This window comes from Streptomyces sp. NPDC058691, assembly GCF_042714775.1.
In the GTDB taxonomy this organism is placed as follows: domain Bacteria; phylum Actinomycetota; class Actinomycetes; order Streptomycetales; family Streptomycetaceae; genus Actinacidiphila.
The window spans coordinates 1-17,456 of sequence record NZ_JBHXSO010000056.1; the positions used below are offsets into that span (position 1 = coordinate 1).

Consider the following 17,456-nt stretch of genomic DNA (forward strand, 5'->3'; position numbering starts at 1 on the left):
GCCCCGCACGGCGCCGTACGACGGCGACCGCGGCGGTGTCGAGCAGTTCGGCGGGAGTCCCGCCCTTGCGTTCGGTGCCCATCAGGGCGGTCCCGACGAGATCGGTCCAGGCCGTCGTCTCCATGCGTCCCCCTTCGGTGTCGTTCGCGTGTGTCCGCGGTACCGGCGCTACGGCGCCAGGACGACCGCCTCCGTGCCGCCCTCGCCCCAGGCCGTGCAGGGCCGGAAGCCGCGGTGTCCCAGCTCGCCGAAGACCGTCACCGGCCGGCCCCCCGAGACCGCCGCCAGGCGCCACAGCCCACCGGCGCCGCCGCCGTCGCCCGCGGCCACCGGCACCGCGTCGGGCCCCGTCGTGTCGGCGAGCTGCCAGCCCGTGTCGCCCGGCACCGGCACGACCCCGGCGAGGACAACGGGCCAGGCGTCCAGCCACGGGTCGTCCGCCACGGCCTCCCCGTACGACTCCAGTGCCGCGCCGACCCCCACCCCCGGCGGCACGGCGCCGGGGGTGGGCGGGCCGTGCCGGGTCCCGAGCACGGCCCGCAGCGGCCGGGCGCCGGGGTGGAAGGCCAGCTCGGCGTCGACCCCGAGCCCGACCGGCAGGGCGAGTTCGGGGGCCCGGCCGGCCGCGCCGAACGACAGCAGCAGCGCGGGCCGCCCGGTGTCCCGGCCGTGCAGCCATATGCGGCGGGTGGTCAGCCGGTCGTCGGCCGAGTCGTGCTGGGCCAGCACCAGCCAGTGGTCACGCACGGTGGGCCCGGCCAGCAGCTCCGCCGAGTCCACCGTGAAACCCACCCGCGTGCGCACCGTCGCGGCCAGGGGCCCGGGAAGCCGGTCGTGCCCCAGACAGCCGCGGGCCAGCAGATGCAGCAGCGCGGTCTCCTCCAGCAGCCGGGACGGCCAGTCGCCCCCCGAGGCGGCCGCCGTGCCCAGCTCACGCACCCGCGAGGCGAGCCCGGGCGCCTGGGCGTCGACCATCCGGGCCGCGGTCTCCTCCCACCGCCCGTAGCCCTCGCGGTCGGCGCCGGCCAGGCCCCCGGCGAGCAGATCCGTCAGCCGCCGCTCCAGTTCGGCCGCCCCGGCGGCGACGCGGCGCGCCCGCTGCTCGGCCCGCTTGCGCGCCGCCTCGGGGTCACCGCCGGCGGCGGTGGCCGGGGCGGCCTTGCGTTCCTCGCGGGCACGGCGCGCGTCGAGCCATTCGACGACCCAGTCGGGCCGGCCGCCCCCGTGTGCGGCCGGCCCGACCTCGCCCCCGGACCACAGCAACAGCAGTCCGATGGCGTGCTTGCAGGGGAACTTCCGGCTCGGGCAGCTGCACTTGCTGCCGGGGCCTGCCGTGTCCACCACCGTCTGGTACGGCTTGCTGCCGCTGCCCGCGCACAGCCCCCACACCGCTGTGCCCGTCGTCCCCGTGCCCGACCAGCGCGCGGCCGCCGCCAGACCCGTCCCGGCCTTCCGCGACGACGCGTCGGGCGCGAGGGCCAGGACCTGGTCGGCGGTCCACCGCTCGGGTCGCTGTTCGTCCATCCCGTCCATGCCCAAGACGGTAGGTCCGGGCACTGACAATCGGCTCTGACCTGGCGTCATGTGTCCGCGGAGGGCGATTGTCAGTGGGGTCGTGCATCGTGGGAACCGCGGACGACGCAGGGGGTCTGACGGAGCGTCCGCCTCATCCGACGTGCCCAGAACAGGGGGAGAACCATGTCCGCGGACACCGCACTCCGGCCGCATGCCGAAGACGCGTTCGCCCATGAGCTCAAGGCTCTCGCGGCGGCCGACGACCGGCCGCGCCCGGCCCGCTGGAATCTGTCGCCGTGGGCGGTCGCCACGTATCTGCTGGGCGGCGAGCTTCCCGACGGCACGGTCGTCACACCCAAGTACGTGGGCCCGCGCCGCATCGTCGAGGTCGCGGTCAGCACCCTCGCCACGGACCGGGCCCTGCTGCTGCTCGGGGTGCCCGGCACCGCCAAGACCTGGGTGTCGGAGCATCTGGCGGCCGCCGTCAGCGGTGACTCCACCCTCCTCGTGCAGGGCACCGCCGGCACACCGGAGGAGGCAATCCGCTACGGGTGGAACTACGCGCAGCTGCTCACCAACGGCCCGACCCGGGACGCGCTGGTGCCCGGCCCGGTCATGCGGGCGATGGCCGAGGGCCGCATCGCGCGTGTCGAGGAACTGACCCGCATCCCCGCGGACGTGCAGGACACCCTCATCACGATCCTGTCCGAGAAGACGCTGCCGATACCGGAGCTGGGTGCCGAGACCCAGGCGGTGCGCGGCTTCAACCTCATCGCGACCGCCAACGACCGGGACCGCGGGGTCAACGACCTGTCCAGCGCGCTGCGCAGGCGTTTCAACACCGTCGTGCTGCCGCTGCCGGCGACCGTGGAGGAGGAGGTCGACATCGTCAGCCGCCGGGTCGGGCAGCTGGGCCGCTCGCTGGACCTGCCCTCCGCGCCCGCGGGCGCGGAGGAGATCCTGCGGGTCGTCACGGTCTTCCGCGAGCTCCGCGGCGGAGTCACCGCCGACGGCAGGACCAAGGTCAAGTCCCCCTCGGGCACGCTCTCCACGGCCGAGGCCATCTCGGTGGTCACCAACGGGCTCGCGCTCGCGGCCCACTTCGGGGACGGCGTGCTGCGCGCCGGGGACGTGGCGGCGGGCATCCTCGGCGCGGTGGTCCGCGACCCGGCGGCCGACCGTGTGGTGTGGCGGGAGTATCTGGAGACGGTGGTCCGGGAGCGGGAGGGCTGGAAGGACTTCTACCGCGCCTGCCGTGAGGTGACGCCGTGACGGACGGGGTGGCGCTGCTGGGGGTGCGGCACCACGGGCCTGGGTCGGCCCGCGGGGTCCGCGCGGCGCTCGACCGGTACGCGCCGCGGATCGTGCTGATCGAGGGGCCGCCGGAGGCGGACGCCGTCGTGGGGCTGGCCGCCGAGCCGGGCATGCGGCCCCCGGTCGCGCTGCTCGCGCACGTCGTCGACGAGCCGTCCCGGGCCGGGTTCTGGCCGTTCGCGGATTTCTCCCCGGAGTGGGAGGCGATCCGCTGGGCGGCCGAGCGGGGGGTGCCGGTGCGCTTCATCGACCTGCCGGCGGCCCATTCGCTGCTGATGCGCGAGTACATGGGGGACGGGCAGGAAGGGGAGGGCGAACCCGGCGGGGAGCCGGCGGGGGACGGGGACGCCCGGGTGCGGATCGATCCGATCGCCGTGCTCGCGCGGACCGCCGGTTACGACGACCCCGAGCGGTGGTGGGAGGACGCAGTCGAGCACCGGGGCCGCGGGGAGCACGCGGACGAGGCGGACGACGGCGACGACGCGCTCGCGGCGTTCGGAGCGGTCGCCGAGGCCATGGGGGCGCTGCGCGAGGCGTACGGGGACGGGGGGCATCCGCAGGACACCGTGCGTGAGGCGCACATGCGGCTGCGGATCCGCGACGCCCGACGTGAGCACGAACGGGTCGCCGTGGTCTGCGGTGCCTGGCACGTGCCCGCCCTGGCGGCCAGGACCGGCGTGACCGCCGACCGGGCGCTGCTGAAGGGGCTGCCGAAGGCCAAGGTCGAGATCACCTGGGTGCCCTGGACCCACCGGAGGCTGTCCCGGGCCGGCGGGTACGGGGCCGGGATCGCCTCGCCCGGCTGGTACCGGCATCTCTTCACCGCGCCGGACCGGCCCGTCACGCGCTGGATGACCAAGGTCGCCGGGCTGTTGCGGGAGGAGGACCTGCCGGTGTCCTCCGCGCACGTCATCGAGGCGGTGCGGCTCGCCGACACGCTCGCCGCGATGCGCGGCCGCCCGCTGGCCGGACTGGGCGAGACGACCGACGCGATACGGGCCGTGATGTGCGACGGGTCCGATGTGCCCATGGAGCTCATCCGGGACCGCCTGGTCGTCGGGGACGTGCTGGGCGAGGTCCCGGACGGCGCCCCCGCGGTGCCGCTCGCCCGCGACCTGGCGCGCGAGCAGCGCAGGCTCCGGCTGAAGCCGGAGGCACTGGAGAGGGAGGTGGAGCTGGACCTGCGCAAGGAGATCGACGCCGGCCGCAGCCGCCTGCTGCACCGGCTGCGCCTGCTCGGCATCGGCTGGGGCGAGCCCGCCCGGTCGCGGGCCGGCACCGGCACCTTCCGCGAGACCTGGCGGCTGCGCTGGGAGCCCGAGTGGGCGGTGCGGGTCGCCGAGGCCGGTGTGTGGGGGACCACCGTGTCGTCGGCCGCCACCGCCAAGGCGGAGGACGAGGCGACGGGGGCGACCGCGCTCGCCGAGGTCACCGGACTCGCCGAGCGCTGCCTGCTCGCGGACCTGCCCGGCGCGCTGCCGACCGTGATGCGGGTGCTCGCCGACCGTGCCGCGCTCGACGCCGACGTCGGCCACCTCGCGCAGGCGCTGCCCGCGCTGGTGCGGTCCGTCCGCTACGGCGACGTCCGGGGCACGGACGCGGCCGCGCTGCGCGAGGTCGCCGAGGGGCTGGCGGAGCGGATATGCGTGGGCCTGCCGCCCGCCTGCGCCGGGCTGGACGCCGACGGAGCGGCCGAGATGCGCGGCCATGTCCAGGGCGTGCAGGAGGCGGTGGTCCTGCTCGCCGACGACGGGCTGCGCGCGCGCTGGGCGGGGGTCCTGCGGACCCTGGCCGTGCGCGACCGCGGGATGCCCGGCCTGCTGCGCGGCAGCGCCGCCCGCCTGTTGCTGGACGACGGACGGCTGGAGGCTGAGGAGACGGCCCGCCTGATGGGGCTGGCCCTGTCGGCCGGGACACCGCCGCAGGAGGCTGCCGCCTGGGCGGAGGGCTTCCTCGCCGGCGGCGGGATGCTGCTCGTCCACGACGCGCGGCTGCTCGCCCTGGTCGACGACTGGCTGTCCGCGGTCCCGGCCGCCGCCTTCGACGACGTACTGCCGTTGCTGAGGCGCACGTTCGGCGAGTTCGACGCGGGCGTCCGGCGCACCGTGGGGGAGCTGGTGCGGCGCGGCCCGGGCGGGTCGCCGGAGCCGGCGGGGGAGGGCGCGCCGGGCTTCGCCGCCCGGCTGGACCAGGCCAGGGCGGACGCGGTACTGCCGACCCTCCGGCTGCTGCTGGGACACGACCGACCGACAGGACCGACAGGGGGGACGGCGACATGAACGGCGCCATGAGTACGGACACCGGCACCGCCATCGACGGCGAGGAGCGGCTGCGCCGCTGGCGGCTGGTGCTGGGCGGCGGCCCCGCCGACGGCACCGGCCACGCGCTCACCGGCCGCGACGCCGCGATGGACCAGACGCTGGAGGCGCTGTACGGATCCGGTCCGCGCGCCGACGGCGGGACGCCCGGGCGGGGCAGACCGCGCTCCGCCGGGCTGGGCGGTTCCGCGCCGCAGGTCGCACGGTGGCTGGGTGACATCCGCACCTACTTCCCGAGCAGTGTCGTCCAGGTGATGCAGCGCGACGCCATCGACCGGCTCGGGCTGTCCGCGCTGCTGCTGGAACCGGAGATGCTGGAGGCGGTCGAGGCCGACGTGCATCTGGTCGGCACGCTGCTGTCGCTCAACAAGGCCATGCCGGAAACGACGAAGGAGACCGCCCGCGCCGTGGTCCGCAAGGTCGTGGAGGACCTGGAGAAGCGCCTGGCCACCCGCACCCGTGCGACCCTCACCGGGGCCCTGGACCGCTCGGCGCGGATCAACCGCCCGCGCCACCGCGACATCGACTGGGACCGCACCATCCGCGCCAATCTGCGGCACTACCTGCCGGAGCACGGCACGGTCGTCCCCGAGCGGCTGATCGGCCACGGCCGTGCCGCCCAGGCGGTGAAGAAGGACGTCGTCCTCTGCATCGACCAGTCCGGTTCGATGGCCGCCTCGGTCGTCTACGCCTCGGTCTTCGGCGCGGTCCTCGCCTCGATGCGCAGCATCGACACCAAACTGGTCGTCTTCGACACCGCCGTCGTCGACCTCACCGAGCAGCTGGACGATCCCGTCGACGTGCTCTTCGGCACCCAGCTCGGCGGCGGCACCGACATCAACCGGGCCCTGGCCTACTGCCAGTCGCTCGTCACGCGCCCGGCCGACACCGTCGTGGTGCTCATCAGCGACCTCTACGAGGGCGGCATACGGGACGAGATGCTCAAGCGCGTCGCGGCGATGAAGGCCTCCGGCGTCCAGTTCGTCGCCCTGCTCGCGCTGTCCGACGAGGGCGCCCCTTCCTACGACCGCGAGCACGCCGCCGCCCTGGCGGCCCTCGGCGCCCCCGCCTTCGCCTGCACGCCCGACCTCTTCCCGGAGATCATGGCGGCGGCGATAGAGAAGCGGCCGTTGCCCGTGCCGGAGGGATGAGGCCGCTCCCGCACCGTCCATGCCCCCGAACGCGTCACCCGAATGGAGTAACCCCGCCTCGTCGCGGGCGCGGTCTGTGACTGTTCTCACCGCCCGTCCGCGACCTGGGATTTAGCCGTGCCGCCCGCGCGGCGCTAACCTGCCAAACGGACATGCCGCGTGCTCGGCCGACGTGTGCGCCCCCCGTACGACCGTACGCATGGATCGTTACGAAGACGTCAGCGACGACCGCCCCCGGCACGCTCACGCCATCAACGAACCCGCGATTACCAAGGACGGACGCGCGTGGACCTGTTCGAGTACCAGGCGAGGGACCTCTTCGCCAAGCACGGTGTACCGGTGCTGGCCGGTGAAGTCATCGACACGCCTGAGGCGGCGCGCGAGGTCGCGGAGCGGCTCGGTGGCAAGGCTGTCGTCAAGGCACAGGTGAAGACCGGTGGCCGAGGCAAGGCCGGCGGCGTGAAGGTCGCGTCGGACCCCGAGGACGCGGTGGCCAAGGCCGGCCAGATCCTCGGCATGGACATCAAGGGCCACACGGTCCACAAGGTGATGCTGGCCGAGCTGGCCCCGGAGATCGCCTCCGAGTACTACGTCTCCTTCCTGCTGGACCGCGCCAACCGGACCTTCCTGGCGATGGCCTCGGTCGAGGGCGGCATGGAGATCGAGGAGGTCGCGGCGACCAAGCCCGAGGCCCTCGCGAAGATCGCCGTGGACGCCAACGAGGGCGTCACCCCGGAGAAGGCCCGCGAGATCGTCGATGCGGCCGCCTTCCCGGCCGACGTCGCCGACCAGGTCGTCGAGATCCTGCAGACCCTGTGGAAGACCTTCATCGCCGAGGACGCGCTCCTCGTCGAGGTCAACCCGCTCGCCAAGGTCGCCGACGGCCGCGTCATCGCGCTCGACGGCAAGGTCTCGCTGGACGAGAACGCCGACTTCCGCCAGCCGGAGCACGAGGCGCTGGTCGACCACGCCTCCGCCAACCCGCTGGAGGCCGCGGCCAAGGCCAAGGGCCTGAACTACGTCAAGCTCGACGGCGAGGTCGGCATCATCGGCAACGGCGCGGGTCTCGTCATGAGCACCCTGGACGTCGTCGCCTACGCCGGCGAGGGCCACGGCAACGTCAAGCCCGCCAACTTCCTCGACATCGGTGGTGGTGCCTCCGCCGAGGTCATGGCCAACGGTCTTGAGATCATCCTCGGCGACCCGGACGTCAAGTCCGTCTTCGTCAACGTCTTCGGTGGCATCACCGCCTGCGACGCGGTCGCCAACGGCATCGTCCAGGCCCTGGAGCTGCTCAAGTCCAAGGGCGAGGAGGTCACCAAGCCGCTCGTCGTCCGTCTGGACGGCAACAACGCGGAGCTGGGTCGGCAGATCCTGACCGACGCCAACCACCCGCTGGTCGAGCAGGTCGACACCATGGACGGCGCCGCCGAGCGCGCCGCCGAGCTGGCTGCGAAGTAAGGGAACAGGTCACCACATCATGGCTATCTTCCTGACCAAGGAAAGCAAGGTCATCGTCCAGGGGATGACCGGTTCCGAGGGCACCAAGCACACCCGGCGCATGCTCGCCTCGGGCACCAACATCGTCGGTGGCGTGAACCCGCGCAAGGCCGGCACCAGCGTGGACTTCGACGGCACCGAGGTGCCGGTCTTCGGCTCCGTCGCCGAGGCCATGGAGAAGACCGGTGCCGACGTCACCGTCATCTTCGTCCCGCCGAAGTTCGCCAAGGACGCGGTCGTCGAGGCCATCGACGCCGGCATCGGCCTCGCGGTCGTGATCACCGAGGGCATCGCCGTCCACGACACCGCCTCCTTCTGGGCGTACGCGGGCAGCAAGGGCAACAAGACCCGGATCATCGGCCCGAACTGCCCCGGCCTGATCACCCCCGGCCAGTCCAACGCGGGCATCATCCCGGCCGACATCAGCACCGCCGGCCGTATCGGCCTGGTGTCGAAGTCCGGCACGCTGACCTACCAGATGATGTACGAGCTCAGCGACATCGGCTTCTCGTCGGCCGTGGGCATCGGCGGTGACCCGATCATCGGCACCACCCACATCGACGCGCTGAAGGCGTTCCAGGACGACCCCGACACCGACCTGATCGTCATGATCGGCGAGATCGGCGGCGACGCCGAGGAGCGTGCCGCGGCCTTCATCGCCGAGCACGTCACCAAGCCGGTCGTCGGCTACGTCGCGGGCTTCACCGCCCCCGAGGGCAAGACCATGGGCCACGCCGGCGCCATCGTCTCCGGCTCCTCCGGCACCGCCCAGGCGAAGAAGGAGGCCCTCGAGGCCGCCGGCGTCAAGGTGGGCAAGACCCCGTCGGAGACGGCCCGCCTCGCGCGCGCCATCCTCCAGGGCTGATCACCCGGCCCAGGGCGTACGTCGTACAGCGGCGGGCCCGCTCCCTTCGGGGGGCGGCCCCGCTGCCGTCTCCGGAAGAACGGAACCGGCGTCAGGGGGAGAAACGGATGTCGATCAGCGGCGTCGACACCGAGAAGTGGTCGCTGAGCGGGCCGAAGACGAGCCCGCCGGCCGTCAGCAGCGCGAGGACGACCGTGGCGGCGACCGATCCGACGGTCTGGCGCCGCAGCCGTACCTCGCTCATCTCGCGCACCTGCTCCGCGGGGAACTCGGGCACGCGCGGTTCGCTCAGGAGGCCCGCGAGTCCCGCGACCGCCTCCTCGCCGAGCGTGTCACGGGCCCGGATGATGCGCGCCGCCGTCGTGGGCGTGCTGGCCATGCTCTCGGCGGCGGTGTGGCGCAGGCCGAGGCCGAGGCCCTCGTGGAGCAGCACGGCGTGACGGGCACCGCGGGGCAGCCGCTGCAGGTCGCCGCGGGCGCGGCGCCGTGTGCGGTGCCAGGGCACGAACTGCTGCCAGGGGGCCAGCGCGAGCTCGAACGCCTGGGAACGGAGCCAGCCGACGGGATCGGGGTCGGCCGCGACCTCTGGCCAGCGCTGCCAGGCCCGGTCGAAGGCGCGGTGGACCGCGTGCCGGGCCAGTTCCTCGTTGCCGGTGAGCACCTCGACCTGGCGGATCAGAGCGGGGGCGGCGTGCGCGTAGAGCGTGTCGAAGGTGGCCTCGGCGGCCTCGGCGACGCGCAGCTCCGCCTCTTCCGCGGCCGCCTCGGCCTCCTTGGCCGCGGCCTTGGTCTGCTTCTCCGCCGCTCTTGCCGCCGCCCTGGCCTGTTTCGCCGATGCCTTGGGCTGCTCGGACTCCTCGACCGTCGCGTCCGCGCCCACCGGTCCGGGCGCGCCGGACTCCCCCGGCGGTGCGGAGGGCAGCCCGGAGCGCGGAGCGCGGGGTGCCTCGGCCCGGGGCGCGCGCGGCGGCCCCGCGGGCCCGGCCGTCCCCTCGCGAGGGGCGGCCGGGGGCGGAGTCGCCGGCGCGGTCCGCGGGGTCGTCGCGGGCTGTGGGTGGGACCGCCGTTTCTTGGCGGTCCGTGCCGTCTTCGTCAGGTGGGTGCGGGTCATGCGATCGACCACTCGGATCGTGTGAAGATGCGCATAACGCCATATTCCGCGACACGACGGACATTCGCATGCTGCGACGGTAAAACGGGTCTTCTTGGCAGCATGGGGTGCCGTGACCGCCGCACGCGCTGTGAGCCTTGTCTTCCGCCGTGTCCGGGCTGCGCACGAGGCCCTGCGTACCGCGGAGTCCGTGCCCGCCTTCACCGGCGGCGTGCTCGCCGCCGGGCTCGGGCTCGGCGGCTTCGCCGTGCTGGTGCTGTTCCTCTGGATCATCTCGCCGTTCCCCGACAGTGGTCTGTACGGGGCCCTGCACATCGCCGCCGACTGCTGGCTGCTGGCGCACGGCACGGACCTGGTGCGGATGGAGACGGTCTCCGGCGTCCCCGCGCCGGTCGGGGTCACGCCGCTGCTCCTGGCCGCGTTCCCGGTCTGGCTGCTGTACCGGGCGGGCGCCGACGCGGCCGCCCCCGCGTCCACCGACCGGGCGGCGGCGTCCGCCGTGGCCTGGCTGATCGGCGGGTACGTCGCGGTGGCCGCGGGCGCGGCCATCTTCACCTCGTACGGGCCGGTGCGCAGCGACGCGCTCAGTGCCGCGCTCCACGTTCCCGTGGTCGCCGCCCTGGCATCCGCCGCGGGGGCGTGGGCCGAACGGGGGCGGCCGCACATCCCCCTTCCGGCGGCATTCCACCGGGTGACCGACCGGGTGCCGGCCGGGGAGGTCGGGCCGGTGACCCGGTCCGCGGCGGCCGGGGTGGCGGTGCTGCTCGCGGGCGGCGCTGCGCTCACGGCGGTCACGCTGATCCTGCATCCCTGGGCGACCGGGGCGTCCTTCAGCCGGCTCAGCGAGGCGCTGTCCGGGCGGCTGGCGGTGCTCGCCCTGTCGGTCGCGCTCATCCCGAACGCGGCGGTGTGGGGCGCGGCCTACGCCCTCGGGCCGGGGTTCTCCCTCGGTACGGAGGCGGTCGTCCGGCCCGCCGGGACGGTCGGCGATCCGGTGCTGCCCGACTTCCCGCTCCTTGCCGCGCTGCCGCACGCCGGGCCGGGCACGGTGCTGACCTGGCTCGCGCTGCTGGTGCCGGCCGTCGCGGGGGTGGCGGTGGGCTGGTTCGCGGTCGACCGCGAAGCCTCCGCGAGCGTGGGCCGCACGGCCGCCCGTGCGGCACTCGGCGGCATGGCCTGCGGGGTGGTCCTCGGCCTGCTCACGGAGCTCGCCGCCGGCCCCCTCGGCTCGGGGGCCCTCGCGGACTTCGGCCCCTCACGCTGGCTCATCGCGGCGGCGGCCGTCGGCTGGACGGCCGCCATCGGCACCCCCACCGCCCTCCTCGTGCGCCTGGTCCGCCGCTATCGCGCGTCCCGTGCCGTCTTCGACGAGGACGACGAGACCGGCACTGATGCCGATGTCGATACCGATGCCGAGGCCACGGATCCGGCCTGATCATCGCGCCACAGGCGGATACGCGAACGCCGGGCCCCTGGCGTCGGTGACGGCAGGGACCCGGCGGGCGCAGTGGTGATCAGGACTTGCGGAGCCAGACCGGCGGGGCCGGCATGTCGTGGGCGCAGGAGTCGCGGGCCGACTGGGTGAGGGAGTCGCTGACGCAGGCGTAGTAGTCGCGATAGGCGTACTCGCTGCTGAGCAGGCCGGCGACGAGCCCGACCGCGAGGGCGCCCATGACGATGCCGCCGACGGCGGCGGGTCGCTGCGGCTTGGCGTTGGGGTCGGCCGGCGGGGGCGGGGGCTCGGCGGGGCCGTCGGCCAGCAGGGCGGCGGCCTCGGCGCGGGCCTTGGCGCGTTCCTCCGGCTTCATGCGGAGCGCGTTGACGCCCCAGTAGAGAGCGAGCCCGCCGAGCAGCAGGGCGAGGTACGTCCAGCCGAGCAGCAGGGCGAAGAACAGTCCCCACATGCCGCACAGCAGGGCGTAGCGGGCACGCCGCTGCGCCGGGTCGGTCGGGTCGAACCGGGGCCCGTCCGGGCGGCGGCCGCCGTAGCCGCCGTCACCGCCGGGGCGGCCGCCGAGACCGCCGTCGTCGCGCCGGGGCTGCCGGTCGCTCCACTGGCTGCCCCATGCGGGAGGCGGGGGTGGCGTGGGCCGCTTGTCGGAGTCCTGCTCGTCCGTGGGTTGCTGCGGCCGGCGCGGCTGCCACGGCTGGTCGGGAGCGTTCTCCGGCGGCGGAGCGAACGGGTTGTCCTGTTCATGGCCGCGGCCACTGCTCATGGTTGCCTGGGTCATCCCCTTGCCGTCGACTCCTCGAGTTGTCGGACGCGTCACTACGCCGTTCTCTTCCCAGACGCTACCGCTCGCGCGCTCCCCCGTCCCGTGGGGGGCGGTCGGGTGTGCCGGTATCGTTGCTGACGGTCGACGGGCTCGTAGGGTTCCCCGGAATACGAGAGATCTGCGAGTCGTACGATCCTCCAAAGCGCCGGACCCGAGAGTTGACCCGCAGTGGCCGCAGTGTTTCCGCCCCTTTCCCGCCCCGCCCGACTCGTCGTGCTCGTCTCCGGTTCGGGCACGAACCTGCAGGCGCTGCTGGACGCCGGAGCGCACGTCGTCGCCGTGGGCGCGGACCGCTCCGGCATCGCGGGACTGGAGCGCGCGGAGCGCGCCGGGGTGCCGACCTTCGTGTGCCGGGTGAAGGACCACGGCGACCGCGCGGCCTGGGACGCGGCGCTGGCCGGGGCCGTCGCGGCGTACGAGCCCGACCTGGTCGTCTCGGCCGGCTTCATGAAGATCGTGGGCAAGGAGTTCCTGGCCCGGTTCGGCGGCCGCGTCGTCAACACCCATCCGGCGCTGCTGCCGAGTTTCCCGGGCGCGCACGGGGTGCGAGACGCCCTCGCGTACGGCGCGAAGGTCACCGGCTGCACCGTCCACTTCGTCGACGACGGCGTCGACACCGGCCCGATCATCGCCCAGGGCGTGGTCGAGGTGCGGGAGGACGACACGGAGGAAGCGCTCCACGAGCGCATCAAGGAAGTCGAGCGAAGGCTGCTCGTCGACGTCGTGGGGCGGTTGTCCCGCGACGGGTATCGCATTGAGGGACGAAAGGTTCTGTTGCCGTGAGTACCAAGCGGGAGATCCGGCGCGCGCTGGTCAGCGTCTACGACAAGACCGGTCTGGAGGAGCTGGCCCGCGGTCTGCACGAGGCGGGCGTCCAGCTGGTCTCCACCGGCTCGACGGCCGGGCGGATCGCCGCCGCCGGGGTGCCGGTGACGAAGGTGGAGGAGCTGACCGGCTTCCCCGAGTGCCTGGACGGCCGGGTGAAGACCCTGCACCCGAGGGTGCACGCGGGCATCCTCGCCGACCTGCGCCTGGAGGACCACCGCAGGCAGCTGGAGGAGCTGGGCGTCGAGCCCTTCGACCTGGTCGTGGTCAACCTCTACCCCTTCCGCGAGACCGTCGCGTCCGGCGCCTCGGACGACGAGTGCGTCGAGCAGATCGACATCGGCGGCCCCTCGATGGTGCGCGCCGCCGCCAAGAACCACCCGTCCGTCGCGGTCGTGACCAGCCCCGAGCGCTACGCGGACGTGCTCGCCGCCGTCCGCGAGGGCGGCTTCGACCTCTCCACCCGCAAGCGCCTGGCCGCCGAGGCGTTCCGGCACACCGCCGCGTACGACGTCGCGGTCGCGAGCTGGTTCGCCGACTCCTACGCGCCGGCCGACGACAGCGCCTTCCCGGACTTCCTGGGCGCCACCTACGAGCGCAAGAACGTGCTGCGCTACGGCGAGAACCCGCACCAGGCCGCCGCCCTCTACACGGACGGCAGCGCGGGTCTGGCCACGGCCGAGCAGCTGCACGGCAAGGAGATGTCCTACAACAACTACGTGGACACCGAGGCCGCGCGCCGGGCGGCGTACGACCACACCGAGCCCTGCGTCGCGATCATCAAGCACGCCAACCCGTGCGGCATCGCGGTCGGCGACGACGTGGCCGAGGCGCACCGCAAGGCGCACGCCTGCGACCCCCTGTCGGCGTTCGGCGGCGTCATCGCCGTCAACCGGCCGGTGAGCGTGGCCATGGCCGAGCAGGTCGCGGACATCTTCACCGAGGTCATCGTGGCGCCGGACTTCGAGGAGGGCGCGGTCGAGGTCCTGGCCCGCAAGAAGAACATCCGTGTGCTGCGCTGCCCCGAGGCGCCCGTCGCGGTGACGGAGTTCCGCCCGGTCGAGGGCGGACTGCTGCTGCAGGAGAAGGACCGCCTGCAGGCCACCGGCGACGACCCGGCCACCTGGACCCTGGCGACCGGCGAGCCGCTGGCGGAAGAGGAGCTGGCCGACCTCGCCTTCGCGTGGCGGGCCTGCCGGGCCGTGAAGTCCAACGCCATCCTGCTGGCCAAGGACGGCGCGACGGTCGGGGTCGGCATGGGCCAGGTCAACCGCGTCGACTCCGCCAAGCTCGCCGTCCAGCGGGCCGGCGAGGAGCGCGCGGCCGGCTCCTACGCGGCGTCCGACGCCTTCTTCCCGTTCCCGGACGGACTGGAGGTGCTGACCGGCGCGGGCGTCAAGGCCGTGGTGCAGCCGGGCGGTTCGGTGCGCGACGAGGCAGTCGTCGAGGCGGCGCGCCAGGCGGGCGTGACCATGTACCTCACCGGGACGCGGCACTTCTTCCACTGAGGCGGAACCGCTTCCCGTATGCCGAAGGCCCCCGCACCGGCGGGGGCCTTCGGCATACGGGCGGGTTCAACGAGCCTCAGTACTGCGGTCGTTTGAACCACGCAGCCGTCTCCGCCTTCGCGGCGAAGACGATCAGCAGAACGCTCGGCACCAGCGGGACGACCGCCAGGAACGCGCCCGTGACGAGGGAGCTCAGCAAACCGGCCAGGCTCAGCGAGCCCAGCAGGATGGACCCGGTGCGGACCCCGCTGCCGCCCGTCTTGTACTTCGCCGCCACGCCGATCGCCATCACCGCGAGCGCCAGTGCCAGCACCCCGGCGACCCACAGCAGGCCGCCGTACTTCGCGGCCAGCCCGGTGTCGTCCTCGACGTTCGCCAGCACGACGCCGACCAGCAGGACCAGCAGCCCGCTGAGGATCCACATGCCGGCCAGCACGTAGAGCATCGCCCGGGCCGTCCTCGCCGACGACGGCATCATCTGCGGCCCGCCCGGCTGCCCGGCCCAGCCGTACGGCGGCTGGGGTTGCCGCGGCAGGCCCCATTGCTGCTGTGGCTGCTGGGGGAAGCCGTAGTGGGGCTGGGTCGGGTGCTGCTGCGGATGGCCGTACGGGCCGTACGGCCCCGGCTGGGGCTGCTGCGGCGGTGTGGGCTGCCCGCTGTACGGATTGCCGGGGCCGGGCGGATGGCTCACTTCTGCTTCCTTCGCGCGGACGGGGCCTTGGGAGCGGCGTTGCTGCCGTTGTTGCAGCTGCTGCCGTTACTGCTGTTACTGCCGAACGTCACCGAGGCGACTGGGTCTTGACGACCACCGAGCTGAGGATCTTGTCGGCGAACGTCTGCTTCTTGTCGTCCCACAGCGGCCACAGGTAGCCGATGTAGCAGGCGGCGCCGTCCAGTCCGTGGCACAGCCGGCGCACGAAGGCCATGCCGAAGCCGAGCGGACGGCCGTCGGCTTCGCGCAGCAGGCTGATGCCGAGGGCCTTCTTGCCGGGCGTCTGTCCGGTCTTGCCCTCGCGGTAGCAGAGGAAGAGCCCGCCGATGAGGGACAGCAGGGCGCCGATTCCGATCAGGGCGAGGGCGCCGCCCGGCATCTGAGGGCCGGCGCAGACGTCGGTGTTGGTGGCGTCGCAGGCCTTCACCGCGTCCACGGCCACGGCGATGAACTGCCCGTAGCCGATGCCGACCAGGATCATCGGGACGAGTCCCACGATCAGGAAGTCGACCAGCGTCGCGCCGACCCGCGCGCCCCAGCTCGCGAACGGCGGCATACCGGGCACCGGTCCGGCCGGCTGGCCGTATCCGCCGTAGCCGTACGGGCCCTGGGCCTGCTGCGGGACCGTGCCGTACGGGGACTGCGGCTGCTGCGGGTAGCCGTAGCCGGGCTGTGCCGGGGGCTGCTGCGGGTAGCCGTAGGGCTGTTGCGGCTGGGGCTGCTGCGGCGGAACGGGCTGCTGGCCGTACGGGTTGCCGGGACCGGGCGGGTAGCTCACGGTGACTTCTTTCGCGGTGATGTGAGTGGGGACGGCCCACATCGTCGTGGGCGGCGTCATCCGCTGTCCAGCGTCCGGGGGCAGACCTGAGAAGATGGACGTATGACCGCCCAGATTCTCGATGGCAAGGCCACTGCTGCCGCGATCAAGTCAGAACTGTCCGTACGCGTCCAGGCGCTCAAGGCGCGCGGGGTCACCCCGGGGCTCGGCACCCTGCTGGTCGGCGACGACCCGGGCAGCCGCTGGTACGTCGCCGGCAAGCACCGCGACTGTGCCGAGGTCGGCATCGCCTCCATCCAGCGGGAACTGCCGGAGACGGCAACGCAGGAGGACATCGAGGCGGTCGTGCGCGAGCTCAACGAGGACCCGGAGTGCACGGGTTACATCGTCCAGCTCCCGCTGCCCAAGGGCATCGACACCAACCGCGTCCTCGGCCTGATGGACCCCGCCAAGGACGCGGACGGGCTGCACCCCACCAACCTGGGCCGCCTGGTCCTCAACGAGCGCGGCCCGCTGCCCTGCACGCCGAACGGCATCGTCGAACTGCTGCGGCGGCACGGTGTGGAGATCAACGGCGCGCACGTGGCCGTCGTCGGGCGCGGGGTGACCGTGGGCCGCTCGATCGGCCTGCTGCTGACCCGCAAGTCCGAGAACGCGACGGTCACCCTCTGCCACACCGGCACCCGGGACCTGGCGGCGCAGCTGCGCCAGGCCGACGTCATCGTCGCCGCCGCGGGCGTGCCGCACCTGGTCAAGCCCGAGGACGTCCGGCCGGGCGCCGCGGTGCTCGACGTCGGCGTGAGCCGGGACGAGAACGGCAAGATCGTCGGCGACGTCCACCCGGGCGTGACCGAGGTCGCGGGCTGGATCTCGCCGAACCCGGGCGGCGTCGGCCCGATGACGCGCGCGATGCTGCTGGCGAACGTGGTCGAGGCCGCGGAGGGCCGCTTCTCATGACCGGCGGCCCCGGCCGGGAGACCGGCACCGGCGAGGAGACCGCGGGGACGGGCACCGGCACCCCGGCGGTGACGGCTTCCGCGACGGCCTCCGCTTCCGCGACGGCCTCCGCGACGACTGCCGAGGCGGTGCAGGAGCAGGACCACACGGCGGGCCTCAGCCGCCGTTTCCAGGCCGTCACCGAGGGCACCGCCCGCCCCGAGGGCGGCGGCCGGGCCGCGGCGGGCGACGCGCCCGCGCCGGCCCGTCAGTGGCCGATTCTGGCGGTCGCCGGGGCGGTGGCGATGGGGCTCGTGCTCATCGCGGCCGACACGGTGCGGGCCGGCACGGTACTGATCGGCGCGGCGCTGCTCGCGGGCGCGCTGATGCGCTGGGCGCTGCCCTCGGTCGGCATGCTGGCGGTGCGCAGCCGCTTCACGGACGTGTTCACGTACGGCCTGCTCGGCGTCGTGATCGTGCTGCTGGCGCTGATGGCGCAGCCGCACCCGGTGCTGGAGATCCCGTTCCTGGAGGACGTCGTCCGCTTCTCCGTGCGCTGAGCACACGCCGCGAACCGGCCCGCGACAGCACTTGGCGTCCCGTCCTCCCCCCGTCGGAGGACGGGACACCGTCGCGTAGGGCGCCCC

At 73.8% G+C, this 17,456-nt stretch carries 15 protein-coding genes; 10 read left to right on the forward strand and 5 right to left on the reverse strand.

The annotated features are described in order from the left end of the window. Positions 1-168: 168 nt before the first annotated feature. Positions 169-1,533: an SWIM zinc finger domain-containing protein gene (locus ACFWVC_RS30720; RefSeq protein ID WP_384294679.1), complete on the reverse strand. Its 1,365-nt coding sequence runs from the start codon at positions 1,531-1,533 to the stop codon at positions 169-171. Between the two features lie 165 nt (positions 1,534-1,698). Here ACFWVC_RS30720 and ACFWVC_RS30725 point away from each other — a divergent pair, with 165 nt between their 5' ends. From ACFWVC_RS30725 to sucD, 5 genes are all read left to right on the forward strand, one after another. After that, positions 1,699-2,787, forward strand: a complete 1,089-nt coding sequence (locus ACFWVC_RS30725; protein ID WP_384294682.1) for an AAA family ATPase — start codon at positions 1,699-1,701, stop codon at positions 2,785-2,787. Next, complete coding sequence (locus tag ACFWVC_RS30730; protein ID WP_384294685.1) at positions 2,784-5,108, forward strand: DUF5682 family protein; 2,325 nt, start codon at positions 2,784-2,786, stop codon at positions 5,106-5,108. The genes ACFWVC_RS30725 and ACFWVC_RS30730 overlap by 4 nt, the downstream gene beginning before the upstream one ends. An 8-nt stretch (positions 5,109-5,116) precedes the next feature. Next, positions 5,117-6,298, forward strand: coding sequence for a VWA domain-containing protein (locus ACFWVC_RS30735; RefSeq protein ID WP_384294688.1), 1,182 nt, complete (start codon positions 5,117-5,119; stop codon positions 6,296-6,298). A gap of 285 nt (positions 6,299-6,583) precedes the next feature. Further along, complete coding sequence (sucC, locus tag ACFWVC_RS30740) at positions 6,584-7,759, forward strand: ADP-forming succinate--CoA ligase subunit beta (protein ID WP_384294693.1); 1,176 nt, start codon at positions 6,584-6,586, stop codon at positions 7,757-7,759. 19 nt (positions 7,760-7,778) lie between these two features. Then, complete coding sequence (gene sucD, locus ACFWVC_RS30745) at positions 7,779-8,663, forward strand: succinate--CoA ligase subunit alpha (RefSeq protein WP_384294697.1); 885 nt, start codon at positions 7,779-7,781, stop codon at positions 8,661-8,663. Positions 8,664-8,754: 91 nt separating this feature from the next. Here sucD and ACFWVC_RS30750 read toward each other — a convergent pair whose 3' ends face one another. Beyond that, positions 8,755-9,774, reverse strand: coding sequence for a hypothetical protein (locus ACFWVC_RS30750; protein ID WP_384294702.1), 1,020 nt, complete (start codon positions 9,772-9,774; stop codon positions 8,755-8,757). A 112-nt stretch (positions 9,775-9,886) separates the two neighbouring features. Here ACFWVC_RS30750 and ACFWVC_RS30755 point away from each other — a divergent pair, with 112 nt between their 5' ends. Then, entirely contained in the window at positions 9,887-11,209 is a 1,323-nt protein-coding gene (locus tag ACFWVC_RS30755; RefSeq protein ID WP_384294706.1) for a DUF6350 family protein, read from the forward strand. 79 nt (positions 11,210-11,288) lie between these two features. On the opposite strand, the gene ACFWVC_RS30760 is transcribed toward ACFWVC_RS30755, so the two are convergent. Continuing rightward, on the reverse strand, positions 11,289-12,005 hold the full coding sequence (locus ACFWVC_RS30760) for a hypothetical protein (RefSeq protein ID WP_384294711.1): 717 nt from the start codon (positions 12,003-12,005) through the stop codon (positions 11,289-11,291). A gap of 213 nt (positions 12,006-12,218) precedes the next feature. On the opposite strand from ACFWVC_RS30760, the gene purN reads away from it, so the two are divergent. Beyond that, complete coding sequence (gene purN, locus ACFWVC_RS30765) at positions 12,219-12,833, forward strand: phosphoribosylglycinamide formyltransferase (protein ID WP_384294713.1); 615 nt, start codon at positions 12,219-12,221, stop codon at positions 12,831-12,833. Next, positions 12,830-14,383, forward strand: a complete 1,554-nt coding sequence (gene purH, locus ACFWVC_RS30770; protein ID WP_384294719.1) for a bifunctional phosphoribosylaminoimidazolecarboxamide formyltransferase/IMP cyclohydrolase — start codon at positions 12,830-12,832, stop codon at positions 14,381-14,383. Before purN ends, purH begins: the two co-directional genes overlap by 4 nt. A gap of 76 nt (positions 14,384-14,459) precedes the next feature. On the opposite strand, the gene ACFWVC_RS30775 is transcribed toward purH, so the two are convergent. Then, entirely contained in the window at positions 14,460-15,074 is a 615-nt protein-coding gene (locus ACFWVC_RS30775; protein ID WP_384294726.1) for a hypothetical protein, read from the reverse strand. Between the two features lie 88 nt (positions 15,075-15,162). Further along, complete coding sequence (locus tag ACFWVC_RS30780; RefSeq protein ID WP_384294731.1) at positions 15,163-15,873, reverse strand: RDD family protein; 711 nt, start codon at positions 15,871-15,873, stop codon at positions 15,163-15,165. Positions 15,874-15,975: 102 nt separating this feature from the next. Between ACFWVC_RS30780 and ACFWVC_RS30785 the strand changes: the two genes are divergently transcribed. Together ACFWVC_RS30785 and ACFWVC_RS30790 are read left to right on the forward strand one after the other, a co-directional pair. Next, complete coding sequence (locus tag ACFWVC_RS30785; protein WP_384294735.1) at positions 15,976-16,830, forward strand: bifunctional methylenetetrahydrofolate dehydrogenase/methenyltetrahydrofolate cyclohydrolase; 855 nt, start codon at positions 15,976-15,978, stop codon at positions 16,828-16,830. Continuing rightward, positions 16,827-17,369, forward strand: a complete 543-nt coding sequence (locus ACFWVC_RS30790) for a DUF3017 domain-containing protein (protein WP_384294741.1) — start codon at positions 16,827-16,829, stop codon at positions 17,367-17,369. The genes ACFWVC_RS30785 and ACFWVC_RS30790 overlap by 4 nt, the downstream gene beginning before the upstream one ends. Positions 17,370-17,456 lie beyond the last annotated feature (87 nt).

What these genes read in the sequence shown, in the direction of transcription:
- ACFWVC_RS30720 (WP_384294679.1), bottom strand. Translation starts at nt 1,533, where the DNA reads ATGGACGGGATGGACGAACAGCGACCCGAGCGGTGGACCGCCGACCAG.
- ACFWVC_RS30725 (WP_384294682.1), top strand. Translation starts at nt 1,699, where the DNA reads ATGTCCGCGGACACCGCACTCCGGCCGCATGCCGAAGACGCGTTCGCC.
- ACFWVC_RS30735 (WP_384294688.1), top strand. Translation starts at nt 5,117, where the DNA reads ATGAGTACGGACACCGGCACCGCCATCGACGGCGAGGAGCGGCTGCGC.
- sucD (WP_384294697.1), top strand. Translation starts at nt 7,779, where the DNA reads ATGGCTATCTTCCTGACCAAGGAAAGCAAGGTCATCGTCCAGGGGATG.
- ACFWVC_RS30750 (WP_384294702.1), bottom strand. Translation starts at nt 9,774, where the DNA reads ATGACCCGCACCCACCTGACGAAGACGGCACGGACCGCCAAGAAACGG.
- ACFWVC_RS30760 (WP_384294711.1), bottom strand. Translation starts at nt 12,005, where the DNA reads ATGACCCAGGCAACCATGAGCAGTGGCCGCGGCCATGAACAGGACAAC.
- ACFWVC_RS30785 (WP_384294735.1), top strand. Translation starts at nt 15,976, where the DNA reads ATGACCGCCCAGATTCTCGATGGCAAGGCCACTGCTGCCGCGATCAAG.
- ACFWVC_RS30790 (WP_384294741.1), top strand. Translation starts at nt 16,827, where the DNA reads ATGACCGGCGGCCCCGGCCGGGAGACCGGCACCGGCGAGGAGACCGCG.